35 protein-coding genes and 1 pseudogene are annotated in these 23,057 nt (G+C 66.9%); all 36 read left to right on the top strand.

Features of this window, described 5'->3' with window-relative positions:
* Window positions 1–67: pseudogene (locus ASG72_RS21480) on the top strand (elongation factor Tu); the annotation flags it as partial.
* 67 nt (window positions 68–134) lie between these two features.
* The gene (gene rpsJ / locus ASG72_RS17095; RefSeq protein ID WP_043237115.1) at window positions 135–443 is read left to right on the top strand and encodes a 30S ribosomal protein S10; all 309 of its coding nucleotides are present in this window, start codon (window positions 135–137) and stop codon (window positions 441–443) included.
* Window positions 444–515: 72 nt separating this feature from the next.
* The gene (gene rplC / locus ASG72_RS17090) at window positions 516–1,241 is read left to right on the top strand and encodes a 50S ribosomal protein L3 (protein WP_056714539.1); all 726 of its coding nucleotides are present in this window, start codon (window positions 516–518) and stop codon (window positions 1,239–1,241) included.
* Entirely contained in the window at window positions 1,241–1,861 is a 621-nt protein-coding gene (rplD, locus tag ASG72_RS17085; protein ID WP_056714535.1) for a 50S ribosomal protein L4, read from the top strand. Before rplC ends, rplD begins: the two co-directional genes overlap by 1 nt.
* Window positions 1,858–2,166, top strand: a complete 309-nt coding sequence (locus ASG72_RS17080; protein ID WP_056714531.1) for a 50S ribosomal protein L23 — start codon at window positions 1,858–1,860, stop codon at window positions 2,164–2,166. The genes rplD and ASG72_RS17080 overlap by 4 nt, the downstream gene beginning before the upstream one ends.
* Before the next feature lie 15 nt (window positions 2,167–2,181).
* Window positions 2,182–3,024, top strand: a complete 843-nt coding sequence (gene rplB, locus ASG72_RS17075; RefSeq protein WP_056714528.1) for a 50S ribosomal protein L2 — start codon at window positions 2,182–2,184, stop codon at window positions 3,022–3,024.
* An 8-nt stretch (window positions 3,025–3,032) separates the two neighbouring features.
* Window positions 3,033–3,311: a 30S ribosomal protein S19 gene (rpsS, locus tag ASG72_RS17070; protein WP_056714527.1), complete on the top strand. Its 279-nt coding sequence runs from the start codon at window positions 3,033–3,035 to the stop codon at window positions 3,309–3,311.
* A 3-nt stretch (window positions 3,312–3,314) separates the two neighbouring features.
* Entirely contained in the window at window positions 3,315–3,698 is a 384-nt protein-coding gene (gene rplV / locus ASG72_RS17065; protein ID WP_056714524.1) for a 50S ribosomal protein L22, read from the top strand.
* 10 nt (window positions 3,699–3,708) lie between these two features.
* Window positions 3,709–4,419, top strand: a complete 711-nt coding sequence (gene rpsC / locus ASG72_RS17060; RefSeq protein ID WP_056714519.1) for a 30S ribosomal protein S3 — start codon at window positions 3,709–3,711, stop codon at window positions 4,417–4,419.
* Between the two features lie 18 nt (window positions 4,420–4,437).
* Window positions 4,438–4,851, top strand: coding sequence for a 50S ribosomal protein L16 (gene rplP, locus ASG72_RS17055; protein ID WP_056714517.1), 414 nt, complete (start codon window positions 4,438–4,440; stop codon window positions 4,849–4,851).
* A gap of 11 nt (window positions 4,852–4,862) precedes the next feature.
* Window positions 4,863–5,075 (top strand): 50S ribosomal protein L29, encoded by a 213-nt coding sequence (rpmC, locus tag ASG72_RS17050; protein ID WP_056714515.1) that lies wholly within the window; start codon window positions 4,863–4,865, stop codon window positions 5,073–5,075.
* 12 nt (window positions 5,076–5,087) lie between these two features.
* Window positions 5,088–5,330: a 30S ribosomal protein S17 gene (gene rpsQ / locus ASG72_RS17045; RefSeq protein WP_056714512.1), complete on the top strand. Its 243-nt coding sequence runs from the start codon at window positions 5,088–5,090 to the stop codon at window positions 5,328–5,330.
* A gap of 104 nt (window positions 5,331–5,434) precedes the next feature.
* Entirely contained in the window at window positions 5,435–5,803 is a 369-nt protein-coding gene (gene rplN / locus ASG72_RS17040) for a 50S ribosomal protein L14 (RefSeq protein WP_054144259.1), read from the top strand.
* Window positions 5,803–6,120, top strand: a complete 318-nt coding sequence (rplX, locus tag ASG72_RS17035) for a 50S ribosomal protein L24 (protein ID WP_056714507.1) — start codon at window positions 5,803–5,805, stop codon at window positions 6,118–6,120. Before rplN ends, rplX begins: the two co-directional genes overlap by 1 nt.
* Window positions 6,113–6,679 carry a 50S ribosomal protein L5 gene (rplE, locus tag ASG72_RS17030; RefSeq protein ID WP_056714504.1) on the top strand — a complete coding sequence of 189 codons (567 nt, stop codon included), beginning with the start codon at window positions 6,113–6,115 and terminating at the stop codon, window positions 6,677–6,679. Before rplX ends, rplE begins: the two co-directional genes overlap by 8 nt.
* Window positions 6,680–6,715: 36 nt before the next feature.
* On the top strand, window positions 6,716–7,021 hold the full coding sequence (rpsN, locus tag ASG72_RS17025; RefSeq protein WP_056714500.1) for a 30S ribosomal protein S14: 306 nt from the start codon (window positions 6,716–6,718) through the stop codon (window positions 7,019–7,021).
* A gap of 12 nt (window positions 7,022–7,033) precedes the next feature.
* The gene (rpsH, locus tag ASG72_RS17020) at window positions 7,034–7,432 is read left to right on the top strand and encodes a 30S ribosomal protein S8 (RefSeq protein WP_056714496.1); all 399 of its coding nucleotides are present in this window, start codon (window positions 7,034–7,036) and stop codon (window positions 7,430–7,432) included.
* A gap of 32 nt (window positions 7,433–7,464) precedes the next feature.
* On the top strand, window positions 7,465–7,998 hold the full coding sequence (gene rplF / locus ASG72_RS17015; RefSeq protein ID WP_056714492.1) for a 50S ribosomal protein L6: 534 nt from the start codon (window positions 7,465–7,467) through the stop codon (window positions 7,996–7,998).
* An 11-nt stretch (window positions 7,999–8,009) separates the two neighbouring features.
* Window positions 8,010–8,372, top strand: coding sequence for a 50S ribosomal protein L18 (gene rplR, locus ASG72_RS17010; RefSeq protein ID WP_056714489.1), 363 nt, complete (start codon window positions 8,010–8,012; stop codon window positions 8,370–8,372).
* A gap of 113 nt (window positions 8,373–8,485) precedes the next feature.
* Window positions 8,486–9,049, top strand: coding sequence for a 30S ribosomal protein S5 (gene rpsE / locus ASG72_RS17005; protein WP_056714485.1), 564 nt, complete (start codon window positions 8,486–8,488; stop codon window positions 9,047–9,049).
* Between the two features lie 10 nt (window positions 9,050–9,059).
* Window positions 9,060–9,254 (top strand): 50S ribosomal protein L30, encoded by a 195-nt coding sequence (gene rpmD, locus ASG72_RS17000; RefSeq protein ID WP_056714939.1) that lies wholly within the window; start codon window positions 9,060–9,062, stop codon window positions 9,252–9,254.
* Between the two features lie 13 nt (window positions 9,255–9,267).
* Window positions 9,268–9,744 (top strand): 50S ribosomal protein L15, encoded by a 477-nt coding sequence (gene rplO, locus ASG72_RS16995; RefSeq protein WP_056714481.1) that lies wholly within the window; start codon window positions 9,268–9,270, stop codon window positions 9,742–9,744.
* A gap of 165 nt (window positions 9,745–9,909) precedes the next feature.
* The gene (gene secY / locus ASG72_RS16990; protein ID WP_056714478.1) at window positions 9,910–11,247 is read left to right on the top strand and encodes a preprotein translocase subunit SecY; all 1,338 of its coding nucleotides are present in this window, start codon (window positions 9,910–9,912) and stop codon (window positions 11,245–11,247) included.
* On the top strand, window positions 11,247–11,828 hold the full coding sequence (locus ASG72_RS16985) for an adenylate kinase (RefSeq protein WP_056714475.1): 582 nt from the start codon (window positions 11,247–11,249) through the stop codon (window positions 11,826–11,828). The genes secY and ASG72_RS16985 overlap by 1 nt, the downstream gene beginning before the upstream one ends.
* Window positions 11,829–12,242: 414 nt before the next feature.
* Window positions 12,243–12,611, top strand: a complete 369-nt coding sequence (gene rpsM / locus ASG72_RS16980) for a 30S ribosomal protein S13 (protein ID WP_056714473.1) — start codon at window positions 12,243–12,245, stop codon at window positions 12,609–12,611.
* A 116-nt stretch (window positions 12,612–12,727) separates the two neighbouring features.
* Window positions 12,728–13,117 (top strand): 30S ribosomal protein S11, encoded by a 390-nt coding sequence (rpsK, locus tag ASG72_RS16975; protein WP_043237079.1) that lies wholly within the window; start codon window positions 12,728–12,730, stop codon window positions 13,115–13,117.
* A gap of 91 nt (window positions 13,118–13,208) precedes the next feature.
* Window positions 13,209–14,225: a DNA-directed RNA polymerase subunit alpha gene (locus tag ASG72_RS16970; RefSeq protein ID WP_056714469.1), complete on the top strand. Its 1,017-nt coding sequence runs from the start codon at window positions 13,209–13,211 to the stop codon at window positions 14,223–14,225.
* 123 nt (window positions 14,226–14,348) lie between these two features.
* Entirely contained in the window at window positions 14,349–14,765 is a 417-nt protein-coding gene (gene rplQ, locus ASG72_RS16965; RefSeq protein WP_056714466.1) for a 50S ribosomal protein L17, read from the top strand.
* A 157-nt stretch (window positions 14,766–14,922) separates the two neighbouring features.
* Entirely contained in the window at window positions 14,923–15,894 is a 972-nt protein-coding gene (locus ASG72_RS16960; protein ID WP_056714935.1) for a tripartite tricarboxylate transporter substrate-binding protein, read from the top strand.
* A 113-nt stretch (window positions 15,895–16,007) separates the two neighbouring features.
* The gene (locus ASG72_RS16955; protein ID WP_056714933.1) at window positions 16,008–17,417 is read left to right on the top strand and encodes a Do family serine endopeptidase; all 1,410 of its coding nucleotides are present in this window, start codon (window positions 16,008–16,010) and stop codon (window positions 17,415–17,417) included.
* Window positions 17,414–18,721 carry a replication-associated recombination protein A gene (locus ASG72_RS16950; protein WP_056714463.1) on the top strand — a complete coding sequence of 436 codons (1,308 nt, stop codon included), beginning with the start codon at window positions 17,414–17,416 and terminating at the stop codon, window positions 18,719–18,721. Before ASG72_RS16955 ends, ASG72_RS16950 begins: the two co-directional genes overlap by 4 nt.
* Window positions 18,721–19,560 carry a hypothetical protein gene (locus tag ASG72_RS16945; protein WP_056714460.1) on the top strand — a complete coding sequence of 280 codons (840 nt, stop codon included), beginning with the start codon at window positions 18,721–18,723 and terminating at the stop codon, window positions 19,558–19,560. Before ASG72_RS16950 ends, ASG72_RS16945 begins: the two co-directional genes overlap by 1 nt.
* 58 nt (window positions 19,561–19,618) lie before the next feature.
* On the top strand, window positions 19,619–19,999 hold the full coding sequence (gene crcB / locus ASG72_RS16940) for a fluoride efflux transporter CrcB (RefSeq protein ID WP_056714930.1): 381 nt from the start codon (window positions 19,619–19,621) through the stop codon (window positions 19,997–19,999).
* The gene (locus tag ASG72_RS16935) at window positions 19,996–21,348 is read left to right on the top strand and encodes an RluA family pseudouridine synthase (protein ID WP_056714457.1); all 1,353 of its coding nucleotides are present in this window, start codon (window positions 19,996–19,998) and stop codon (window positions 21,346–21,348) included. Before crcB ends, ASG72_RS16935 begins: the two co-directional genes overlap by 4 nt.
* Window positions 21,349–21,460: 112 nt before the next feature.
* Entirely contained in the window at window positions 21,461–21,991 is a 531-nt protein-coding gene (locus ASG72_RS16930; protein ID WP_056714454.1) for a hypothetical protein, read from the top strand.
* 96 nt (window positions 21,992–22,087) lie between these two features.
* Window positions 22,088–22,762, top strand: a complete 675-nt coding sequence (locus ASG72_RS16925; RefSeq protein WP_056714451.1) for an HAD-IA family hydrolase — start codon at window positions 22,088–22,090, stop codon at window positions 22,760–22,762.
* Window positions 22,763–23,057: the final 295 nt, after the last annotated feature.

Genomic DNA, 23,057 nt, shown 5'->3' with positions numbered 1-23,057 from the left:
GCGCTTCGCCATCCGCGAAGGCGGCCGCACCGTCGGCGCCGGCGTCGTCGCCTCGATCATCGCGTAACGCGTTTTCGTGAGGGCAGGGGTCCTTCCGGCCCCCTGCCTTCTCACGTCACGGAGAACACAAGACCATGAACGGTCAGAACATCCGGATCCGCCTCAAGGCGTTCGACCACCGCATTCTCGACGCTTCGACGCGCGAGATCGTGTCGACGGCCAAGAGGACTGGCGCCCAGGTCCGCGGTCCCATCCCGCTGCCCACGCTCATCGAGAAGTTCACGGTCAACCGCTCGCCGCACATCGACAAGAAGTCGCGCGAGCAGTTCGAAATGCGGACCCATAAGCGGGTCCTCGACATCGTCGACCCGACCCCGCAGACGGTCGACGCCCTCATGAAGCTCGATCTCGCCGCCGGCGTCGACGTCGAAATCAAGCTCTAATCGTTTTTAGCCGGGTCCTCTGTCCCCGCATCGCTGCGGGATGAACATGACCCCAAGGGAAGGTGTGCACCGATGCGTTCCGGTGTGATTGCACAGAAAGTCGGGATGACCCGCATCTTCACGGATGCCGGCGAACATATCCCGGTCACCGTGCTGAAGCTCGATAATTGTCAGGTCGTCGCCCATCGCACGATCGAGAAGAACGGCTATGTCGCCGTGCAGCTCGGATCGGGCTTGGCCAAGGTCAAGAACGTGTCGAAGGCCGAGCGCGGCCATTTCGCCGTCGCCAAGGTCGAGCCGAAGCGCAAGGTCGTGGAATTCCGCGTCAGCGACGACGCGCTGATCCCGGTCGGCGCCGAGCTGACGGCCGATCATTTCGTCGTCGGCCAGTTCGTCGACGTCAGCGGCACGACGCTCGGCAAGGGCTTCGCCGGCGGCATGAAGCGCTGGAACTTCGGCGGTCTGCGCGCCACCCACGGCGTCTCGGTCTCGCACCGCTCGATCGGTTCGACCGGTGGCCGCCAGGACCCGGGCAAGACCTTCAAGAACAAGAAGATGCCCGGCCATCTCGGGACCGAGCGCGTCACCACGCAGAACCTGCGCGTCGTCCAGACGGATGTCGAGCGCGGCCTGATCCTGGTCGAAGGCGCCGTCCCCGGCCATGCCGGCGGCTGGATCCATGTGCGGGACGCGGTGAAGCGGGCCCTGCCGAAGGATGCCCCGCTCCCCGGCAAGTTCCGTGTCAATGGCGGCGAAACGCCGGCTCCCGCAGCCGAGACGGTTGAGGAGAACGCGTGATGAAGCTCGATATCACCACTCTCGACGGTGGCTCGGCCGGTTCGGTCGAGCTTTCCGACGCGATCTTCGGCCTCGAGCCGCGCGCCGACATCCTGGCCCGCATGGTGCGCTACCAGCTCGCCAAGCGCCGTGCCGGCACGCATAAGTCGAAGGGCCGTTCCGAGGTCGACCGGACGCGCAAGAAGATCTACAAGCAGAAGGGCACCGGCGGCGCTCGCCACGGCGCGGCTTCCGCTCCGCAGTTCCGCGGCGGCGGCAAGGCCTTCGGTCCGATCGTGCGCGACCATGCCCACGATCTGCCCAAGAAGGTCCGGGCGCTCGCCCTGCGCCACGCGCTCTCGGCCAAGGCCAAGGACGGCGGCATCATCGTCATCGACGATGCCAAGCTGAACGAGCCGAAGACCAAGCTGCTGCTCGGCCATTTCAGCAAGCTGGAGCTGTCCAGCGCGCTGGTGATCGGCGGCGCGGAGATCGATGTGAATTTCGGCCTGGCCGCGCGTTCGATCCCGAATGTCGACGTCCTGCCGATCCAGGGCATCAACGTCTATGACATCCTGCGCCGCGACAAGCTCGTCCTGACGCGCGCGGCTGTCGATGCGCTGGAGGCGCGCTTCTCATGAGCCAGGCCAAGACCATGGACCCGCGCCACTACGACGTGATCCGCGGACCGGTGATCACCGAGAAGGCGACGATGCTCTCCGAGCACAACAAGGTCGTCTTCAAGGTCGCCAAGACCGCGACCAAGCCGCAGATCAAGGCCGCGATCGAGAAGCTCTTCGACGTCAAGGTGAAGAGCGTCAACACGCTGGTGACCGAGGGCAAGATGAAGGTCTTCCGCGGGCGGCTCGGCCAGCGCGCCGACGTCAAGAAGGCGGTCGTGACCCTCGAAGAAGGTCACTCCATCGACGTGACCACGGGCCTGTAAGGAAGGATCGTCATCATGGCTTTGAAAAGTTTCAAGCCGATCACGCCGAGCCTTCGCCAGCTCGTGATCGTAGACCGCAGCGAGCTCTACAAGGGCAAGCCGGTCAAGGCGCTGACCGAGGGCAAGTCGTCCTCGGGCGGCCGCAACAATCTCGGCCGCATCACCGTCCGCTTCCGCGGCGGTGGACATAAGCGGACGCTGCGCCTGATCGATTTCAAGCGCCGCGGCAAGGACGGCATCCCGGCGACGGTCGAGCGGATCGAATATGATCCGAACCGCTCCGCCTTCATCGCGCTGATCAAGTACAGCGACGGCGAGCAGGCCTATATCCTGGCCCCGCAGCGCCTCGCCGTCGGCGACAGCGTGATCTCGGGCCCGCAGGTCGACATCAAGCCCGGCAACGCCTCGCCGATGAGCGCGATGCCGATCGGCACGATCGTCCACAATGTCGAGCTCAAGATCGGCAAGGGCGGCGCGCTCGCCCGCTCCGCCGGCAACTACGCCCAGATCGTGGGTCGCGACCAGGGTTACGTCATCGTCCGCCTGAACTCGGGCGAGCAGCGCCTGATCAGCGGCCTGTGCTACGCCACCGTGGGCGCGGTCTCGAACCCCGACCACATGAACCGCAACGACGGCAAGGCTGGCCGTTCGCGCTGGCTCGGTCGTCGTCCGCATAACCGCGGCGTCTCGATGAACCCGGTCGACCATCCGCATGGCGGCGGCGAAGGCCGCACGTCGGGCGGCCGTCATCCGGTCACGCCCTGGGGTCTGCCGACCAAGGGCAAGAAGACCCGCTCGAACAAGCGGACCGATACGTTCATCGTGTCGAGCCGTCACGCCCGCAAGAAGAAGAACTGAGGTCCGTCATGGCGCGTTCGCTTTGGAAAGGTCCGTTCGTCGACGGATACCTTCTGAAAAAGGCCGAGGTCGCCCGTTCGGCGAGCCGGTCCGAGGTCATCAAGATCTGGAGCCGTCGCTCCACGATCCTTCCGCAGTTCGTCGGTCTGACGTTCGGCGTCTACAACGGCCACAAGCATGTGCCGGTGTCCGTGTCCGAGGAGATGGTGGGTCACAAGTTCGGCGAATTCTCGCCGACCCGCACCTTCCACGGCCACGCCGCCGACAAGAAGGCGAAGAGGAAGTAAGCCATGGGAAAAGCATCCGCCCCCCGTGCGCTGCCTGACAACGAAGCCGTCGCGGTCGCCCGCAACCTTCGTGTCAGCCCGCAGAAGCTGAACCTGGTCGCCCAGCTCATCCGCGGCAAGAAGGTTTCGACCGCTCTTGCCGACCTCGAGTTCTCGCGCAAGCGGATCTCGCTGGATGTGCGCAAGTGCCTGCAGAGCGCCATCGCCAACGCCGAGAACAATCACGATCTCGACGTCGACGATCTGGTCGTGGCCCAGGCCTTCGTCGGCAAGGCCCTGGTGATGAAGCGTTTCCATGCCCGCGCCCGCGGCCGTGGCGCCCGCATCCTGAAGCCGTTCGCGAACATCACGATCGTGGTGCGCGAAGTCGCCGCGGCCAAGGCCTGAGGAGAGAACGATGGGTCAGAAAATCAATCCGATCGGGCTTCGCCTCGGCATCAACCGCACCTGGGACTCCCGCTGGTTCGCCCAGAAGGGCGAGTACGGCAAGCTCCTGCATGAGGATATGGCGATCCGCGCCTCGCTCATGAAGATGCTGAAGCAGGCCGCGATCTCGAAGATCATCATCGAGCGCCCGCACAAGAAGTGCCGCGTCACCATCCACTCGGCGCGTCCGGGCGTGGTGATCGGCAAGAAGGGCGCCGATATCGAGAAGCTGCGCAAGTCGGTGATGAAGCTCACCAAGGCCGATGTGACGATCAACATCGTCGAGGTGCGCAAGCCCGAGATCGACGCCACGCTGGTCGCCGATTCGATCGCGCAGCAGCTCGAGCGCCGTGTCGCCTTCCGCCGCGCCATGAAGCGGGCCGTGCAATCGGCCATGCGTCTGGGCGCCGAGGGCATCCGCATCAACTGCTCGGGCCGTCTCGGCGGCGCCGAAATCGCGCGCCTGGAATGGTATCGCGAGGGGCGGGTGCCGCTGCACACGCTGCGCGCCGATGTGGATTACGGTGTCGGCACCGCATTCACCACCTATGGAACCTGCGGCATCAAGGTCTGGATCTTCAAGGGCGAAATCCTTGAGCACGACCCGATGGCCCAGGACAAGCGCATGTCGGATGAAGGCGGCCGCTCCGGCGGTGGCCATCGTCGCGACCATGCCGCGTAAGGCTGATCGAGAAGAGCCATGTTGCAACCAAAGCGAACCAAGTTCCGCAAGCAGTTCAAGGGACGCATCTCCGGCGTCGCCAAGGGCGGCACGGACCTCAATTTCGGCCAGTTCGGCCTGAAGGCGCTGATGCCGGAGCGCGTCACCGCCCGCCAGATCGAGGCGGCCCGCCGCGCGATCACGCGTGCCATGAAGCGCGCCGGCCGCGTCTGGATCCGGATCTTCCCGGACGTGCCGGTGTCGAAGAAGCCGACCGAAGTCCGCATGGGCAAGGGCAAGGGCGCGCCTGAATTCTGGGCAGCCAAGGTCAAGCCGGGCCGGATCATGTTCGAGCTCGACGGCGTGCCCGAGGATATCGCGCGCGAGGCCCTGCGCCTCGGTGCGGCCAAGCTGCCGATCAAGACCCGCTTCATCCAGCGCATCGCCGAGTAAGGGAGGACGACATGAAGAGCGCACAACGCCTGTCCGACCTGAAGGTCATGAGCGTCGACCAGCTGCAGGACGAACTCCTGAAGCTGAAGAAGGAGCAGTTCAACCTGCGTTTCCAGCGCGCCACCGGCCAGCTCGAGAACACCTCGCGCGTCACCGAGGTTCGCAAGGATATCGCCCGCATCAAGACGCTGCAGCGGTCCAAGACCGTCGCGGCGAGCGCCTGAGGAGTTTCAACCATGCCGAAGCGCGTGCTGCAGGGCGTCGTCGTCAGCGACAAGCAGAATAAAACAGTTGTGGTCAAGGTCGAGCGGCGCTATACGCACCCCCTCCTGAAGAAGACGGTTCGCCGCTCGAAGAACTACCACGCCCATGACGAGGCGATGGTGTCCAAGGTCGGCGATCAGGTCTGGATCGAGGAATCGAAGCCCATTTCCAAGCTGAAAAGCTGGGTTGTGCTCGAAAACGCTCCCAAGGCGTAAGTCATCGTTGAGGCCAGGGGGCGATCGACCCCCGTCAGTCGTAGTCCCGGCGGCGCTGATGCCTGCCGGGAAACCGCGCTGATACACATGGAAGGATCAAGGCCATGATCCAGGTGCAGACGAATCTCGAGGTCGCGGACAATTCCGGCGCCCGTCGCGTGATGTGCATCAAGGTTCTGGGCGGGTCGAAGCGGCGCTATGCCCGCATTGGCGACATCATCGTCGTTTCGATCAAGGAAGCCATTCCCCGCGGCCGCGTGAAGAAGGGCGACGTCATGAAGGCGGTCGTCGTTCGCACCGCCAAGGACGTCAAGCGCGCCGATGGTTCGGTGATCCGCTTCGACCGCAATGCGGCCGTGTTGATCAACAACCAGAAGGAGCCCGTCGGCACCCGCATCTTCGGACCGGTTCCGCGCGAGCTCCGCGCCAAGAACCACATGAAGATCATCTCGCTTGCGCCAGAGGTGCTGTGATGGCTGCGAAGATCAAGAAGGGCGACAAGGTCGTCGTGCTGGCCGGCCGCGACAAGGGCAAGGCCGGCGAAGTGCTCCAGGTGATGCCGAAGGACGCCCGTGCGGTGGTTCGCGGCGTGAACCTGGTGAAGCGTCACACCAAGGCTTCGCAGCAGTCCGAAGGCGGCATCATCTCCAAGGAGGCCACCATCGACCTGTCGAACCTTGCGGTTGCCGATCCCAAGGACGGCAAGCCCACCCGCGTCGGCTTCAAGGTGCTCGACGACGGTCGCAAGGTCCGTTTCGCCAAGCGTTCGGGGGATCTGATCGATGGCTGAGAACCAGCAGGCGGCGCTCACGCCGCGCATGAAGAAGCATTACGAGGACGTCGTCCGTCCCGCGATGATCGCCGAGTTCGGCTACAAGAACGCCATGGAAGTCCCGACGATCGAGAAGATCGTGATCAACATGGGCGTCGGCGAGGCCACGGCCGACCGCAAGAAGGTCGACAGCGCCGCCGGCGATCTCGCCCTGATCGCCGGTCAGAAGCCGGTCATCACCAAGTCCCGCCTCGCCATCGCCGGCTTCAAGCTGCGCGAGAACATGGCGGTGGGCTGCAAGGTCACGCTGCGCAAGACCAAGATGTTCGAGTTCGTCGACCGGCTCGTCACCATCGCCTTGCCGCGCGTGCGCGACTTCCGTGGTCTCAACCCGAAGTCGTTCGACGGGCGCGGCAATTTCGCGCTCGGGATCAAGGAGCACATCGTGTTCCCCGAGATCAACTACGACAAGGTCGACTCCGTGTGGGGCATGGACGTGATCGTCTGCACGACTGCGAAGTCGGACGACGAGGCGCGCGCCTTGCTCAAGCACTTCAACTTCCCGTTCCGGCAGTGAGCCTTACCGCTCATACGCGGAAACCAGGAGATATCGATGGCTAAGAAAAGCTCCGTCGAGAACAATGAGCGCCGCAGGAAGCTGGTGAAGCAATTCGCCGGCAAGCGCGCCCGCCTTCTCGCGATCGCCAATGACGAAAGCCAGTCCATGGACGAGCGCTTCCTCGCTCGCCTCAAGCTGGCCGAACTGCCGCGCAACTCGGCGCCGAACCGGGTGCGCAACCGCTGCGAAGTCACGGGGCGCCCGCGCGCCTTCTATCGCAAGCTGAAGATGTCGCGCGTTGCTCTGCGCGAGCTCGGCAACAAGGGGCTGGTTCCCGGCCTCGTCAAGTCGAGCTGGTGAGGAGGACGCATCATGGCGATCATTGATCCGCTTGGAGATATGCTGACCCGCATCCGCAATGCGCAGATGCGGCGCAAGTCGCGCGTTTCGACGCCCGGTTCGAAGCTGCGGGCCCGCGTGCTCGACGTGCTCCAGTCCGAGGGCTACATCCGCGGCTACACCCAGACCGAGTTCGGCAATGGCCGGACCGAGTTCGACATCGAGCTGAAGTATCACGAGGGACAGCCGGTCATCCGGTCGATCTCGCGTGTGTCCAAGCCCGGCCGCCGCGTCTACTCTTCCGTCGAGACGATGCCCCGCGTGGCCGATGGCCTGGGCGTGACGATCATCTCGACGCCGAAGGGTGTGATGCCCGATCATCTTGCCCGCGAGCAGAACGTGGGCGGCGAAGTGCTCTGCAAGGTCTTCTGACCTTCCGCGCCGCTCATTTCAGGAGAGATCCAATGTCTCGTATCGGAAAGAAGCCAGTCCCGGTTCCCGCTGGCGTCACCGCCAACGTCGCCGGCCAGCTGGTCAAGATCAAGGGTGCGAAGGGCGAGATGTCCTTCACGGTTCCCGACGACGTGTCGGTCGCCATGGAGGACGGCGCCATCGCCGTGCAGCCGCGCTCGCAGAGCAAGCGTGCGCGCTCGCTCTGGGGCACCTCGCGCGCCCGCATCGCCAATCTCGTGACCGGCACCACCGCCGGCTTCGAGAAGAAGCTCGAAATCAACGGCGTCGGCTACAAGGCCGCCGTCACCGGCAAGGTGCTCAAGCTGTCGCTCGGCTACAGCCACGACATCGACTACGCCATCCCGGAAGGGATCGCGATCGTCACGCCGAAGCCGACCGAAATCGTCATCTCCGGCATCGACAAGCAGGTGGTCGGCCAGACCGCCGCCGAGATCCGCGACTATCGCGGTCCCGAGCCCTATAAGGGCAAGGGCGTCAAATATGCCGGCGAGTTCATCTTCCGCAAGGAAGGGAAGAAGAAGTAAGGACGCCAGCCATGAGCAAGCAGACAGACAACACTGCGCGCCGCCGGGCTCGTGTCCGCCGCGCCATCAAGGCGGTCGCCAATGGCCGCGCCCGCCTGTCGGTGCATCGCACCGGCAAGCAGATCTACGCCCAGGTCATCGACGATGTGAAGGGCGTGACCCTCGCCTCCGCCTCGTCGCTGGACAAGGACATCCGCGGCGACCTGAAGTCGGGCGCGAATGTCGAGGCCGCCAGCACGATCGGCAAGCTGATCGCCGAGCGCGCCGTCAAGGCCGGCGTCAAGGACGTGGTCTTCGACCGCGGCTCCTACATGTATCACGGCCGCGTCAAGGCGCTGGCCGAGGCTGCCCGCGAGGGCGGTTTGAACTTCTGATCCACCGACGAGTGGCGAATGGCGAGTAGCGAATAGTCTCTATTCGCCATTCGCCATTCGCCCATTCCAGCTCGAGCGAGCGGCCGTTTGCCGCGCAAGTAAGAGGATTGACCATGGCGAGAGAACCTCGTGACCGCCAGGATCGCGAAGAGCGCGATTCCGAATTCGTGGACCGGCTGGTCCACATCAACCGTGTCGCCAAGGTGGTGAAGGGCGGGCGTCGCTTCGGCTTCGCGGCGCTCGTCGTCGTCGGCGACCAGAAGGGCCGCGTCGGCTTCGGCCACGGCAAGGCCCGGGAAGTGCCCGAGGCGATCCGCAAGGCGACGGAAGCCGCCAAGCGCGGCCTGGTGCGCATCCCGCTGCGCGAGGGCCGGACCCTCCATCACGACGTGCAGGGCCGCCACGGCGCCGGCAAGGTCGTGCTGCGCGCCGCCCCGGCCGGTACCGGCATCATCGCCGGCGGCCCGATGCGCGCCGTCTTCGAGGCGGTCGGCATGCAGGACGTCGTGTCGAAGTCGCTCGGCTCGTCGAACCCCTACAACCTCGTCCGCGCGACCTTCGACGCGCTGAAGAACGAGGACAGCCCGCGCGGCGTCGCCGCGCGCCGGTCCCTGAAGGTCTCCGCCCTGCAGACGCGCCGTCGCGATGCGGGTGCCGATGCCGCGGCCGAAGCGTGAGGGTGGCATCATGGCACAATCCGAAAAGACCGTCGTCATCGAGCAGATCGGTTCGCCGATCCGCCGCGAGGCATCCCAGCGCCAGACCCTGATCGGTCTCGGCCTGAACAAGATTCGCCGCCAGTCGACCCTGGTCGACACGCCGGCCGTGCGGGGCATGATCGACAAGGTCAGGCACCTCGTGCGCGTCGTCGACGCGAAGTGAGGGGATCAGATCGATGAAACTCACGGATATTCGTGACAATGAAGGCGCGCACAAGTCGCGCATCCGGGTCGGCCGCGGTATCGGCTCCGGCAAGGGCAAGACCGGCGGCCGTGGCGTCAAGGGTCAGAAGGCCCGTGCCGGCGTCGCGGTGAAGGGCTTCGAAGGCGGCCAGATGCCGCTGTATCGTCGCCTGCCGAAGCGCGGCTTCAACAACCTCTTCGCCAAGGATCTGAACGAGGTCAATCTCGGGCGCATCCAGCAGGCGGTCGAGGCCGGCAAGCTCGATGCCAACGGCGCCGTCACCATCGAGGCGCTGGTCGCCGCGGGGGTGATCACGCGCCAGGCCAAGGACGGCGTCAAGATCCTGGGCGTCGGCGAATTGACCGCCAAGCTCGCCTTCGAGGTGGCCGGCGCGTCGAAATCCGCCGTGGCCGCGATCGAGAAGGCCGGCGGCTCGGTCAAGATTCTGGCTGCCGCTTCACAGGCGTGACACGGACGCCTAGATAGAGTCTGCGAACGGCGGCCGGGCCAGAAGCCCTGGCCGCCGTTCGACTGTTGAACTGCTCTTTTTCAGGGCAGGGTGCCGGCATCCGCGCAGCGTGGCGCCGGATTGCGCCCTGCTCGAGAACGTATTCAGGATCCAAGGACCGGACGCATGGCATCGGCGGCTGAACAGCTTGCGGCAAATCTGAACTTCGGCGCTTTCGCCAAGGCAGACGAGCTGAAGAAGCGGATCTGGTTCACTCTGGGTGCGCTGATCATCTACCGGATCGGGACCTATATCCCGCTGCCGGGCATGAACCCCGAGGCGGTCGCCGATCTGTTCAAGCAGACGCAATCCGGCGTGCTCGGCCTGTTCAACATGTTTTCCGGCGGCGCCGTCGGCCGCCTCGCGATCTTCGCCCTGGCGATCATGCCGTATATCTCGGCCTCGATCATCATCCAGCTGCTCTCGAGCGTCGTGCCGACCTTCGAGGCGCTGAAGAAGGAGGGCGAGCAGGGCCGCAAGGTGCTCAACCAATATACCCGCTACCTCACCCTGTTCCTGGCGATCTTCCAGGCCTATGGCATCGGCGTCGGCCTGCAGGGCTCGGGCAATCTGGTGCTGGAGCCGGGACCGTTCTTCCTGCTCTCGACGACCATCACTTTGGTCGGCGGCACGATGTTCCTGCTCTGGCTGGGCGAGCAGATCACCAGCCGCGGCATCGGCAACGGCACCTCGATGATCATCTTCGCGGGCATCATCGCGGAGTTCCCGTCGCAGCTGGCGCAGACGCTCGAACTCGGCCGCCAAGGCGCGATCTCGACCGGGCTGCTGCTGCTGATCCTGGTAATGGCGATCTGCGTCATCGCCTTCTGCGTGTTCATGGAGCGCGCCCAGCGCCGGCTGCTGATCAACTATCCCAAGCGCCAGGTCGGCAACCGGATGTATGAGGGGCAGACCTCGTTCCTGCCGCTGAAGCTCAACACCTCCGGCGTGATCCCGCCGATCTTCGCCTCCTCGCTGCTGCTGCTGCCGACGACGATCGCGAGCTTTTCGCAGGCTTCGGGAGGCACCGGCTTCCTGTCGACCGTCGCGACCTATCTCGCCCATGGCCGGCCGCTCTTCATGATCCTCTACGCGGCGCTGATCATCTTCTTCTGCTTCTTCTACACGGCGATCGTCTTCAACCCGACGGAGACGGCCGACAACCTCAAGAAGCATGGCGGGTTCATGCCCGGCATCCGCCCCGGCGAGCGCACCGCCGAGCATATCGACCGGGTGCTGACGCGGATCACCGTGCTGGGCGCGGGCTATTTGACTATCGTCTGCCTTATCCCGGAGTTCATGATCACCTATGCCCAGATCCCGATCATTCTTCTGGGCGGAACGTCGCTGCTGATCGTGGTGACGACCACCATGGACACCGTGGCGCAAGTCCACGGACATTTGCTGGCCCATCAATATGAGGGGCTGGTGAAGAAGGCCAAGCTGCGAGGGGCGAAACGCTGATGCGATTGATATTCCTGGGCCCGCCGGGGGCGGGCAAGGGCACTCAGGCTGCTCGCATCGTCGAGAAGCACGGCATCCCGCAGCTCTCGACCGGCGACATGCTGCGCGCGGCCGTCGCGGCCGGCACTCCGGTCGGGGTCAAGGCGAAGGCCGTGATGGATGCGGGCGGGCTGGTCTCGGACGAGATCGTCATCGGCATCGTCGCCGACCGGATCGAGGAGGCGGATGCCCGCAAGGGCTTCATCCTCGACGGCTTCCCGCGGACGCTGGCGCAGGCCCAGGCGCTGGACGAGATGCTCGAAAGCAAGGGGCTGAAGCTCGACACCGTGCTCGAGCTGAAGGTCGACCAGAGCAGGCTGGTCGAGCGCATCGTCAAGCGCGCCGACGAGGCGAGGGCGGCGGGGCAGCCTGTCCGCAAGGACGATGATCCGGAGGTCTTCAAGGTCCGGCTCGAGGCCTATAACCGCGATACGGCGGTGGTCGCGCCCTATTACGAGAAGCGCGGCCAGCTGATCGCGATCGACGGGATGCAGCCTGTCGATGCGGTGACGGCGGCGATCGAGAAGGCGCTGGCGGGCTGAGGCCAGCGCTTACGCGGCCGGCTGCGACCGGGCGTGCCCCTCCGGGCGATCAGGCGACATGGAAGGCGAGGCGCCGCCGAAGGGGCGGGGCCAGCTTCGCTAGGTCCATCTGGAGGCGGTCTCTCGTCCCGGCCGTGCAACCGAAGATCGAGCGCCTCGGGCTAAGTCCCTGATATCGAATCCTCGAACTGCCGCATTTAGCAACCGCGACTCGGTTGACAGGCCTCGGCAAACCCACTAACGACCGCGCATCCGGTTTCATGCAGCGATGCCGATACCTTCGCGAGAAGGCACGGCGTCGCATTCCCGTATGGAAGCGACCCGACGTTCCGCAAGGGCCGGCCTCCACCGGCGCGGAGCAATTTTCACCGCCGTTCGTGCCCCTGGCGCAGCGGCCGACATGGAGACGAGAGTATGGCTCGTATCGCAGGCGTCAATATTCCCACCGGCAAGCGCGTCGTCATCGGCTTGCAGTACATCCACGGCATCGGCGCCCAGAAGGCCAAGGAAATCTGCGAGAAGGTCGGCATCGCCGATGAGCGCCGGGTCAACCAGCTGACCGACGCCGAAGTCCTGCAGATCCGCGAGACGATCGACCGCGACTATCTGGTCGAGGGCGATCTGCGTCGCGAAGTCTCGATGAACATCAAGCGCCTGATGGATCTCGGCTGCTATCGCGGCCTGCGCCATCGCCGCTCGCTGCCGGTCCGCGGCCAGCGCACGCACACCAATGCGCGCACCCGCAAGGGCAAGTCCAAGCCGATCGCCGGCAAGAAGAAGTAAGAACGGCAACAGGCGGGGGCAGTGGGCAGTCGCTTCGACTGCCGGCTGCCGATCGCCGATCGCCTCATTCTCCCCAGCGCCTGGCATCACGGGCGCGCCTGAAGGATTGAAAGACCATGGCCAAGGAAGCCCAACGCGTCCGTCGTCGCGAACGCAAGAACATCGTCTCCGGCGTCGCCCATGTGAACGCCTCGTTCAACAACACCATGATCACCATCACCGACGCGCAGGGCAACACCATCTCCTGGTCGTCGGCCGGCACGATGGGCTTCAAGGGCTCGCGCAAATCGACCCCCTATGCCGCGCAGGTCGCCGCCGAGGACGCCGCTCGCAAGGCCGCCGAGCACGGCATGCGCACGCTCGAGGTCGAGGTGACGGGTCCGGGTTCGGGCCGTGAATCGGCTCTCCGCGCCCTGCAGGCCGCCGGCTTCACCGTGACCTCGATCCGCGACGTGACGCCGATCCCGCATAATGGCTGCCGGCCGCGCAAGCGCCGTCGCGTCTGACGCCTGATCCCTCTCGAGGCGCCCGCACCGGTGGGCGCCTGTCCGGGGCGGCCCGCCGCCGCCATTGAATTCAAGCACCAGGAGTGCGGTCGTGATCAGCAAGAATTGGCAGGATTTGTCCAAGCCCAACAAGCTCGAGGTCAAGGTCGGCGACGACCCGAAGCGTCTGGCCACCGTCGTGGCGCGCCCGCTGGAGCGCGGCTTCGGCATGACGCTCGGCAACGCGCTGCGCCGCGTTCTGCTCTCCTCGTTGCAGGGCGCCGCCGTCACCGCCGTCCAGATCGACGGCGTGCTGCATGAATTCTCCTCGATCCCGGGTGTTCGCGAGGATGTCACCGACATCGTTCTGAACATCAAGGCGATCGCCGTGAAGATGCAGGGCGAGGGTCCCAAGCGCATGACCCTGCGCAAGACCGGCCCCGGCGTCGTCACCGCCGGCGACATCAACACCATCGGCGACGTCTCGATCCTGAACCCCGACCTCGTGCTCTGCACGCTGGACGAGGGCGCCGAGATCCGGATGGAATTCACCGTCAACACCGGCAAGGGCTATGTGCCCTCCGAGCAGAACCGTCCGGAAGACGCGCCGATCGGCCTGATCCCGGTGGACAGCCTGTACTCGCCGGTCAAGAAGGTCTCCTACCGCGTCGAGAACACGCGCGAGGGCCAGAACCTCGATCGCGACATGCTGACCATGCAGATCGAGACCAATGGCTCGGTCTCCCCCGAGGACGCGCTGGCGCTCGCCGCCCGCATCCTGCAGGACCAGCTCGCCGTCTTCATCACCTTCGAGGAGCCGCGCAAGGAAGAGGCCGTCTCGACCGCGCCGCAGCTGCCCTTCAACCCGGCGCTGCTCAAGAAGGTCGACGAACTCGAGCTGTCGGTGCGTTCGGCGAATTGCCTGAAGAACGACAACATCGTCTATATCGGCGACCTCATCCAGAAGTCGGAGGGCGAGATGCTGCGCACCCCCAATTTCGGCCGCAAGTCGCTGAACGAGATCAAGGAAGTGCTCGCCACCATGGGCCTGCATCTCGGCATGGACGTCACCGGCTGGCCGCCGGAGAACATCGAAGAGCTCGCGAAGCGCTTCGAGGAGCATTACTGAGACGGCGAGTGGCGAGTGGCGAATGGGATCTCTCTCCTTCGCCGCGCGCCGCTCGCTGAGCGCCCAATCACAATGGACGGCCGTTCCGTGGCACGGCGGCCGTAGAATCAATGGAGAGCCAAAATGCGTCACGGTTTCCGCGGTCGTCGTTTCAACCGCTCGGTCGAGCATCGCAAGGCGATGTTCGCCAACATGTCTCAGGCGCTGATCAAGCATGAGCAGATCACCACCACGCTGCCGAAGGCCAAGGACCTGCGTCCGGTCGTCGAGAAGCTGATCACCCTCGCCAAGCGCGGCGACCTGCATGCCCGCCGCCAGGCGATCGCGCAGATCAAGGACGTGGCTCTGGTCGGCAAGCTCTTCGCCGTGCTCGGCCCGCGCTATAAGGAGCGCAATGGCGGCTATCTCCGCATCATGAAGGCCGGCTTCCGCTTCGGCGACAACGCCCCGCTCGCCGTGATCGAGTTCGTCGATCGCGATGTCGACGCCAAGGGCAAGGATTCCGGCCCGGTCTTCACCGCGGAAGACGAGGCGGCCTGAGCCCCCTCGCAAATCAGTGTTTGCAAAAAGGGCGGCTCTCGGGCCGCCCTTTCTCGTTTCGGCAGGTCGCGATTTCGCGCGGGACGGCGCGCAGGATGCCTTTGCAGCGCAAGGCATCGCGACTAGGCTTCGCATCCATCCATTGGGGGCGCTGCCGATGATCGGGAACATCAGGAGATTGGGACTGGTCCTGGCGACGAGCCTGGCGCTCGCGGCCGCAGGTCCCGCCGTCGCGCAGGAGTATCCGGCCAAGACCATCACCATGATCGTGCCCTTCGCGGCCGGCGGCTCATCCGACGTCATCGCGCGGCTGGTCGGCGAGGAAATGGGGCGCGCGCTGGGTCAGCGCATCGTCATGGAGAACATGGGCGGGGCCGGCGGGGCGACGGCCCTGTCGCGGGCGGCGCGGGCCGAGCCGGACGGCTACACCATCGTCATCGGCAATAGCGGGACCAATGCCGCCTCCTACACGATCTATCCCGATCTGAAATATACCCAGGCCGATTTCGCGCCGGTGGGCCTCGTCGCCAAGACCTCGCCGATGATCGCGCTGAAGCTCGATTTCCCGGCCAAGACGCTGGCGGAGTTCGTCAGCTACGCCAAGGCCAATCCGGGCAAGATCAGCCTCGGCCATGCCGGCGTGGGATCGTCGAATTATCTGATCTGCCGGAACTTCATCAAGGCCGCCGGGGTCGATGTCGCCCTGGTCAGCTATCGCGGCGCCGGGCCGGCGCTGAACGATCTGATGGGCGGGCAGATCGACGGGGTCTGCGACGCCGCGACATCGCTTTCGGGTGCCGTGCAGGCGGAGAAGGTGAGGGCGCTGGCGGTTGCGACGCCGACGCGGCTGGAGAGCCTGCCCAATGTCCCGACCGCGGCCGAGGCCGGGCTGCCCGCCTTCCAGGCCCAGGGCTGGAACGCGATCTTCGTGCCGAAGAACACGCCGGAGCCGGTCATCGCCAGGCTCAACGCCGCCTTGCGTACGGCCCTGGCGAGCCCGACCCTGCAGGACCGGTTCAAGGCCCTGTCCTCGGTGGTGCCGTCCCAGGAGGAGATGACGCCGGCTTTCGTGGCGCGGATGGTGCCGGCCGAGATCGAGAAATACCGCCTGCTGCTGCAGGACAAATAGAGCGCGCGCCGGCTGTCCCGCGCGGCGCTGGCAATCGCTCGGGCAGCGGCTTATCTCTCGCCTCGAATCGAGCCGGTCGCAGAGGAGACGCCAGGATGCAGCGGAAGACGATCATGAGCCGCGCGCCATGGCTCGCCGGGGCCATGCTGGCCCTGGCCGCGGCGTCGGCGCCCGTCATCGCGCAGCCGATCCCCGCCGTCCCGCAATCGCGCGAGCAGATGGCTCTGTCCTTCGCGCCGATCGTGCGCCAGAGCGCCGGCAGCGTCGTCAACGTCTATGGGGCGCGGGTCGAGCGGCGGCCGCAGAACCCTTTCATGGACGATCCGTTCTTCCGCCGCTTCTTCGGCGATGGCGGTTTCGGCGTGCCGCAGGAACGGGTGCAGCGCTCGCTCGGCTCCGGGGTGGTGGTCGATGTCTCGGGGCTGGTCGTCACCAACAACCACGTCATCGAGGGCATGAGCGAGGTCCGCATCGCCTTCGCCGACAAGCGCGAGGTCGAGGCGACGATCCTGCTGCGCGATCCGCGTACCGATCTCGCGGTGCTCAAGCTCAGCAACACCAGGGATCTCAAGGCGCTGGAGCTCGGGGATTCCGATCGACTCGAAGTCGGCGACCTCGTGCTCGCGATCGGCAACCCCTTCGGCGTCGGCCAGACCGTGACGCAGGGCATCGTCTCGGCCCTGGCGCGGACGCAGGTCGGCGTCGGCGACGCGCAATCCTTCATCCAGACCGATGCCGCCATCAACCCGGGCAATTCCGGTGGCGCGCTGGTCGACATGCAGGGCCGGCTGATCGGCATCAACACCGCGATCTTCTCGCGCTCGGGCGGCAGCCATGGCATCGGCTTCGCCATTCCCGCCGCCATGGTGCGGGTCGTGGTCGAGAGCGCCAAGGCCGGCGCCACTACGGTGCGCCGGCCCTGGTTCGGTGCCAGGCTGCAGGCTCTGACGACCGAGGTGGCGGATGGGCTCGGCCTCGACCGGCCGGCCGGCTCCGTCGTGGCGAGCGTCGTCGAGAAGGGCCCGGCGGCGGAGGCGGGGCTGCGGCGCTCCGACGTGATCCTGTCCGTCGACGGGATCGGCGTCGACGATCCCGAGGCCTTTGGCTACCGCTTCGCGACACGCCCGATCGGCGGCACGGCCTCGCTGACCATCTTGCGCAGCGGGCGCCGGCTGGTCCTGCCGGTCAAACTGATCCCGGCGCCGGAAACGCGGCCGCGCGAGCCCATGGTGATCAGCGCGCGCTCGCCTTTGGCGGGGGCGACCGTCATGAACCTGTCGCCGGCGCTGGCCGAGGAGCTCTCGATCGACGCCGGCACGGAAGGCGTCGTGGTCGGCGATCTCGAGGAGGGCAGCGCCGCGGCGCGGGTCGGCTTCAAGAAGGGCGACATCATCGTCGCGCTGAACGGCGAGCGCATGGCGACCTCCAGGGATGTGCAGGCTGCGGTCAGCGAGCGCAAGCGCGCCTGGGAAATCACCATCTCGCGCGGCGGCCAGACGATCACCTCGGTCTTCCCGGGGTGAGCGATCTCTTCTCCGCCTCCGGCCTCGACAAATCCGGCCCGCGCCCGCTGGCCGACCGGCTGCGGCCGACGACGCTGCAGGAGGTGGCGGGGCAGGAGCATCTGACGGGGCCGGACGGGGCGCTGACCCGGCTGGTGCGCTCGGGCACGCTCGGCAGCCTGATTTTCTGGGGGCCGCCCGGCACCGGCAAGACCACGGTGGCGCGGCTGCTGGCCGGGGCGACGGATCTCGGCTTCGAGCAGATCAGCGCGATCTTCTCCGGCATCGCCGATCTGAAGAAGGTGTTCGAGGGCGCGCGGGGGCGCAGGCTCGGCGGCAAGGGCACCTTGCTCTTCGTCGACGAGATCCACCGCTTCAACCGCGCCCAGCTCGACGCCTTCCTGCCGGTGATGGAGGACGGCACCATCACTCTGGTCGGCGCCACCACCGAAAATCCGTCCTTCGCGCTCAATGCGGCGCTGCTGTCGCGGGCCCGGGTGCTGACCTTCAAGGCGCTCGACGAGGGCTCGCTGCTCTTTCTGCTCGGGCGCGCCGAACTCCTCGAGAACAGGAGCCTGCCGCTGACCCCGGAGGCGCGGCTGGCGCTGGCGCGCTTCGCCGATGGCGATGGCCGGGCGGTGCTGACGCTGGCGGAGGAGATCTGGCGGGCGGCGGGCCCCGAGGAGATCTTCGACGAGGCGGGGCTGGCCGAGGTGATCCAGCGCCGCGCGCCGATCTACGACAAGGCGCAGGACGGGCACTACAACCTGATCTCGGCGCTCCACAAGACGATCAGGGGATCGGACCCCGACGCGGCGCTCTATTACTTCGCCCGCATGCTCGATGCCGGCGAGGATCCGCGCTTCTTGGCCCGGCGGCTGGTGCGGATGGCGGTGGAGGATATCGGCCTCGCCGATCCGCAGGCGCTGGTCCATGCCCGTGCCGCGGCCGAGACCTATGAGCAGCTCGGCTCGCCGGAAGGCGAACTCGCTCTGGCGAATACCGTGATCTATCTCGCCACCGCGCCCAAATCCAACGCGGCCTACAGCGCCTATAAGGCGGCTGTCCGGGCGGCCAAGGAGGGTGGCTCGCTGATGCCGCCCAAGACCATCCTGAACGCGCCGACCAGGCTGATGAAGCAGGAGGGCTATGGCGCGGACTACGCCTATGATCATGACGCGCCGGACGCCTTCTCCGGACAGAATTACTGGCCGGACGCGCTCGGGCGCCAGTCGTTCTACGACCCGCCGGAGCGCGGCTTCGAGCGCGAGATCCGCAAGCGGCTGGAATATTGGGCGAAGCTCAGGGAGGAGCGCGGCGGCTGATGTTCGCGCGCTTCATCGGCATCGACTGGTCCGGCGACCGCCGCCGCTTCGCCCCCGGGATCCAGGTCGCAGAGGCGCGGCCGGGTCCTGCGGCACCGGCCCTGCTGGCGGGCGACGGGCCCGGCGGCCGCTGGTCGCGACGCGGGGTGCTGGCCCTGATCGAGCGCAGCTGCGCGCAGGAGCGCTGCCTGATCGGGCTGGATTTCTCCTTCGGCTTTCCCCATGGCCTCGGCGCCTTCGACTGGGATTACGCCGAGGCCTGCTGCGCCGAGGACGAGAATTTCTATGGCGGCCGGTTCTTCGCGCAGCCGCGGGCCGAGCATGCCGATCTCGTCAACGGCGCCCGGCACAGGGGCTCCCGCTACAGCGCGCGCGCCCTCAGGCAGACCGAGCTGCGCGCCGCCGCGATCAAGCACGCGACCCCGCAGAGCGTGTTCAACGCGGTGGGTGCGGCGCAGGTCGGCCCGGCCTCGATCGCCGGCATGCGCATGCTGCGGGCGCTCAGGGCCGGCCCGCTCGCGGAGCGGATCGCCATCTGGCCCTTCGACCCCGCGAGTCCGCAGCGGAGCGTCGTGGTCGAGATCTTCCCGCGGCTGTTCCCGCTGCTGCACGGGCTGAAGCCGGCGATGCGGGAGGAGGCCAATCTCAATGCGGCTTTGGCCGCCTATGGCAGCGAGCCGGTGGCGCGGGCTCCACGCTCGGAAGACGAGGGCGATGCGCTGATCGCCGCCGCCGCCCTGCGCGCTCTGGCGGGACGGGCGGGTAGCTTCGACACCCCTGCCGATATGCCGCCCGGCGAAGGCTGGATCTTCGGCGTTCCCATCGGCGCGGCGGGATGAACGGCCGCGCCGGGCGATTTCGTTTGTGAATGGCGGGCAGGCGCTCTATTCCAGGCCGATGACCTCCACATTCCTTGTCTTTCTCGGCGCGGGCATCGGCGGCGCCTTGCGCCACGGCGTCAACCAGCTGTCGCTGAAGGGGCTCGGCCTGGGGTTTCCCTATGGCACGCTGGCGATCAACATCATCGGCTCCGGGCTGATGGGCGTGCTCGTCGGCTGGTTCGCGGCGCGGGGCGAGGGGCTGTCGCAGCCCGTCCGCCTGTTCCTGACGACCGGGGTGCTCGGCGGTTTCACCACCTTTTCCGCCTTTTCGCTCGACGCCATCCTGCTCTGGGAGCGCGGCGACGCCGCCGCGGCGGCGTTTTACGTGCTGGCTTCGGTCGGCCTGTCTCTGGCGGCGCTCATGGCTGGGCTCGCGCTGATGCGAGGATTGTCATGAGGACGGGCGGCAAAAGCCCCGGCGGCAAGGGGCCGGGCGGCAAGGGACCGGGCGGAAAGGGACCGGGTGGCAAGACCCTGGGCGGCATTTCGCGCGGCGGCAGGCCGCCGGCCGGCGCGCCGAAAGGCAAGCGGCCGAGCCATGATGCGCGGCGTTCGGCGCAGGCTGCGGCCAGGTCGCGGCCCGCACTGGGGGAGGCCGAGATCCGCACCGAGCCGACGCGCAACCCCGCCCCGCATCATCCCGTGCCGCGCCCGGCCGGCCCGCGCAAGCCGGCCGCGCCGCGCAAGCCGCCGGTGAGCGAGGCGCCGACGCGCGCCGAGGTCAAGGCCGAGACCGCGCAGGTGCTGGCGACGGGCGTGCAGCAGCTCGTCGTCACGCCTGACGAGAACGAGATGCGCATCGACCGCTTTCTGGAGGCGCGCTTCCCCCAGCTCTCCTTCAGCCATATCCAGCGCATCGTCCGGAAGGGCGAATTGCGGGTCAATGGCAAGCGCGCCGACAGCAAGGACAGGCTGGAAGCCGGGCAGACCGTCCGCATCCCGCCGCTCAAGCTGGAGCAGAAGGAGGAGCGGCCGCGCTCGCTGAAGCATGATGCGGATACGCTCGGCTTCCTGCGCTCGATCACGCTCTACGAGGATGACGACGTCATGGTCCTCAACAAGCCGGCCGGCCTCGCCGTGCAGGGCGGTTCGGGCACGACGCGCCATGTCGACCAGATGCTCGACGCGCTGACCGACAAGAGCGGACAGAAGCCGCGTCTGGTCCACCGCCTGGACAAGGACACGGCCGGCTGCCTGGTGATCGCGAAATCGCGCTTCGCCGCGGCGACGCTCGCCAAGACCTTCCGCTCGCGTTCGGCCCGCAAGGTCTATTGGGCGCTGGTCGCCGGCGTGCCGCGCGTCCGCCAGGGCCGGATCTCCACCTATCTCGCGCGGGAGGAAGCCTATGACGGCGATCAGCGCATGGCCGTCGCCAAGCATGGCGACGATGGCGCGATGCATGCCGTGACCTATTACGCCGTGGTCGAGACGGCGGCGCAGAAGCTCGGCTGGCTGTCGCTGAAGCCGGTGACCGGGCGCACCCATCAGCTGCGCGCCCATGCCGCCCATATCGGCCATCCCATCGTCGGCGATCCCAAATATTTCAACATCCAGAACTGGGAACTGCCCGGCGGCATCCAGAACAAGCTGCATCTCCTGGCCCGCCGCATCGTGCTGCCGCATCCGCGCGGCAAGGGCACGATCGATGTCAGCGCGCCGCTGCCGCCGCATATGCGCCAATCCTGGAACCTGCTCGGCTTCGAGGATGAGCGCTACGATCCGATCGTCGATGCGCCGGACGAGTGAGACGCGAGGGAGCGTCAGCCGGTTTTGTTCTGACGTTACGTAAAGAACGCTTGCAGAACCGGTGGGGCCGTGTTCTAGTTGTGTTCTCGCAACCCTGGATGCAGGTGCCCCGATGTTTCGCGTGCTCGCCCCGGCCTCTCTCTGCCTGTTTTCGCTTCTCCTGACCGGTCCCGCCGGGGCCCAGACGGCGCCGCCCGCTGCCGCCGATGTGTCCGCCGCCTCGACCATGGCCGTGTCCGCCTCGACCGAGGGAAGGGTCGAGAGCATCCCGCGTGCCGAGCGGGCGCGGGCGCGGCAGGATTGCCTGTCGGATAATATCGCGCTGACCGGGGAGGATCTGCGCCAGGCGATGCGGGACTGTCTGCAGGCGAAATTCCCGCATGTCCGGCTCTATGCAAGGGACGGCGTCACCCGCGACGGCCGGCCGACCATGGCGGCGGCGCGCGCGGCCTGCAAGGAGGAGGCGGACAGAAGCGGCCTCGTCGGGGCGGAGCGCCGCCAGGCGCTGGTCGCCTGTTTCGGCGGCAAGCGTCCCGACATCGCGCAGCGCGCGGAATGCCGGAAGGATGTGCGCCAGCAGGGGCTCACGGGCGAGCTGCTGCGCCAGGCGCTGGAGGCCTGCGGCCGGGAGGGCCGCTCCTGAGCCGCCGCACCGATGCGGCCCGGCCGCCGCCCTGGGCAAGGCGGCCCTGCTCCAGCGCCGTGGCGGCAGCGGCTGAATCGCGCTAACAGCCCCGCCATGGATCTCATCATCTTCGACCTCGACGGCACGCTCATCGATTCCGAGGCGATCATCCTCGGCGCCCAGATCGAGGCTTTCGCGCGTTGCGGCCTGCCGCATCCGGGCCGGGCGGCCGGGCTCGGCGTCGTCGGGCTGACGCTCGACATCGCGCTGATGCAGCTCGCCGGGCTCGACCGGCCCGACCCGGTGCTGACCGAGACCTACAAGCAGGTCTTCAACGCGATGCGGGTGGAGGCGGAGAGCGATCCGGCCCTGGCCGAGCCGCTCTATCCCGGCGTGGCGGAGATGCTGGAGCGCCTCGCCGCGAGGCCGGGGCTGCGGCTGGGGATCGCCACCGGCAAATCGCGCCGCGGGCTCGACTATATCGTCGCCCGCCATGGCTGGGGCTCGCTGTTTTCCACCCTGCAATCGGCCGATGACGCGCCCTCCAAGCCGCATCCGGCGATGATCCTGCAGGCCATGGCCGAAACGGGCGCGGCCCCGTCGCGAACGGCGATGGTCGGCGATTCCTCCTTCGACATCGAGATGGCGCTGGCGGCCGGGGTGCTGCCCGTCGCCGTGGCCTGGGGCTTCCAGCCGGTGGAGCGGCTGGTCGCACTGGGGGCCCGCCATGTGCTGACGGATTGCGCCGATCTGCAGGCCGTCATCGACGAGGCCAGCGCGCCGGCCTGAGCCTTGCCCGCGCCGCTGCCCCCGGCCCCCTCCGCGACGCGCGGCGATACCGTCGAGGCGTGGTGACGGATCTTCGGTCGGACCCGCCCGGCCCGGCGGCAGCGGCTGCGCCTGTCCTTGCGCCATGGCCTCCCGGCCGACAGCGGAAGACCCGCAGTAACATCCTCGCAACCACATCCGATCAGGCCTGTTTAACCTGAACGCGCGTTCAGATTTCGGCGTTAACCACCTGCTGGCGAGTGTCGGATCATAGTGTTCCTACAACAGGGACACACCGGCACAAAAACAAGCCGGG

This window comes from Allobosea sp. Leaf344 (genome assembly GCF_001426225.1).
In the GTDB taxonomy this organism is placed as follows: Bacteria; Pseudomonadota; Alphaproteobacteria; order Rhizobiales; family Beijerinckiaceae; genus Allobosea.
Note: the sequence above shows the minus strand (reverse complement) of the source record. Positions and strands in the feature narration are given on the sequence as shown.

Coding starts and splice junctions, on each gene's coding strand:
- rpsJ (WP_043237115.1), top strand. CDS start 135: ATGAACGGTCAGAACATCCGGATCCGCCTCAAGGCGTTCGACCACCGC.
- rplC (WP_056714539.1), top strand. CDS start 516: ATGCGTTCCGGTGTGATTGCACAGAAAGTCGGGATGACCCGCATCTTC.
- rplD (WP_056714535.1), top strand. CDS start 1,241: ATGAAGCTCGATATCACCACTCTCGACGGTGGCTCGGCCGGTTCGGTC.
- ASG72_RS17080 (WP_056714531.1), top strand. CDS start 1,858: ATGAGCCAGGCCAAGACCATGGACCCGCGCCACTACGACGTGATCCGC.
- rplB (WP_056714528.1), top strand. CDS start 2,182: ATGGCTTTGAAAAGTTTCAAGCCGATCACGCCGAGCCTTCGCCAGCTC.
- rpsS (WP_056714527.1), top strand. CDS start 3,033: ATGGCGCGTTCGCTTTGGAAAGGTCCGTTCGTCGACGGATACCTTCTG.
- rplV (WP_056714524.1), top strand. CDS start 3,315: ATGGGAAAAGCATCCGCCCCCCGTGCGCTGCCTGACAACGAAGCCGTC.
- rpsC (WP_056714519.1), top strand. CDS start 3,709: ATGGGTCAGAAAATCAATCCGATCGGGCTTCGCCTCGGCATCAACCGC.
- rplP (WP_056714517.1), top strand. CDS start 4,438: ATGTTGCAACCAAAGCGAACCAAGTTCCGCAAGCAGTTCAAGGGACGC.
- rpmC (WP_056714515.1), top strand. CDS start 4,863: ATGAAGAGCGCACAACGCCTGTCCGACCTGAAGGTCATGAGCGTCGAC.
- rpsQ (WP_056714512.1), top strand. CDS start 5,088: ATGCCGAAGCGCGTGCTGCAGGGCGTCGTCGTCAGCGACAAGCAGAAT.
- rplN (WP_054144259.1), top strand. CDS start 5,435: ATGATCCAGGTGCAGACGAATCTCGAGGTCGCGGACAATTCCGGCGCC.
- rplX (WP_056714507.1), top strand. CDS start 5,803: ATGGCTGCGAAGATCAAGAAGGGCGACAAGGTCGTCGTGCTGGCCGGC.
- rplE (WP_056714504.1), top strand. CDS start 6,113: ATGGCTGAGAACCAGCAGGCGGCGCTCACGCCGCGCATGAAGAAGCAT.
- rpsN (WP_056714500.1), top strand. CDS start 6,716: ATGGCTAAGAAAAGCTCCGTCGAGAACAATGAGCGCCGCAGGAAGCTG.
- rpsH (WP_056714496.1), top strand. CDS start 7,034: ATGGCGATCATTGATCCGCTTGGAGATATGCTGACCCGCATCCGCAAT.
- rplF (WP_056714492.1), top strand. CDS start 7,465: ATGTCTCGTATCGGAAAGAAGCCAGTCCCGGTTCCCGCTGGCGTCACC.
- rplR (WP_056714489.1), top strand. CDS start 8,010: ATGAGCAAGCAGACAGACAACACTGCGCGCCGCCGGGCTCGTGTCCGC.
- rpsE (WP_056714485.1), top strand. CDS start 8,486: ATGGCGAGAGAACCTCGTGACCGCCAGGATCGCGAAGAGCGCGATTCC.
- rpmD (WP_056714939.1), top strand. CDS start 9,060: ATGGCACAATCCGAAAAGACCGTCGTCATCGAGCAGATCGGTTCGCCG.
- rplO (WP_056714481.1), top strand. CDS start 9,268: ATGAAACTCACGGATATTCGTGACAATGAAGGCGCGCACAAGTCGCGC.
- secY (WP_056714478.1), top strand. CDS start 9,910: ATGGCATCGGCGGCTGAACAGCTTGCGGCAAATCTGAACTTCGGCGCT.
- ASG72_RS16985 (WP_056714475.1), top strand. CDS start 11,247: ATGCGATTGATATTCCTGGGCCCGCCGGGGGCGGGCAAGGGCACTCAG.
- rpsM (WP_056714473.1), top strand. CDS start 12,243: ATGGCTCGTATCGCAGGCGTCAATATTCCCACCGGCAAGCGCGTCGTC.
- rpsK (WP_043237079.1), top strand. CDS start 12,728: ATGGCCAAGGAAGCCCAACGCGTCCGTCGTCGCGAACGCAAGAACATC.
- rplQ (WP_056714466.1), top strand. CDS start 14,349: ATGCGTCACGGTTTCCGCGGTCGTCGTTTCAACCGCTCGGTCGAGCAT.
- ASG72_RS16960 (WP_056714935.1), top strand. CDS start 14,923: ATGATCGGGAACATCAGGAGATTGGGACTGGTCCTGGCGACGAGCCTG.
- ASG72_RS16955 (WP_056714933.1), top strand. CDS start 16,008: ATGAGCCGCGCGCCATGGCTCGCCGGGGCCATGCTGGCCCTGGCCGCG.
- ASG72_RS16945 (WP_056714460.1), top strand. CDS start 18,721: ATGTTCGCGCGCTTCATCGGCATCGACTGGTCCGGCGACCGCCGCCGC.
- crcB (WP_056714930.1), top strand. CDS start 19,619: ATGACCTCCACATTCCTTGTCTTTCTCGGCGCGGGCATCGGCGGCGCC.
- ASG72_RS16935 (WP_056714457.1), top strand. CDS start 19,996: ATGAGGACGGGCGGCAAAAGCCCCGGCGGCAAGGGGCCGGGCGGCAAG.
- ASG72_RS16930 (WP_056714454.1), top strand. CDS start 21,461: ATGTTTCGCGTGCTCGCCCCGGCCTCTCTCTGCCTGTTTTCGCTTCTC.
- ASG72_RS16925 (WP_056714451.1), top strand. CDS start 22,088: ATGGATCTCATCATCTTCGACCTCGACGGCACGCTCATCGATTCCGAG.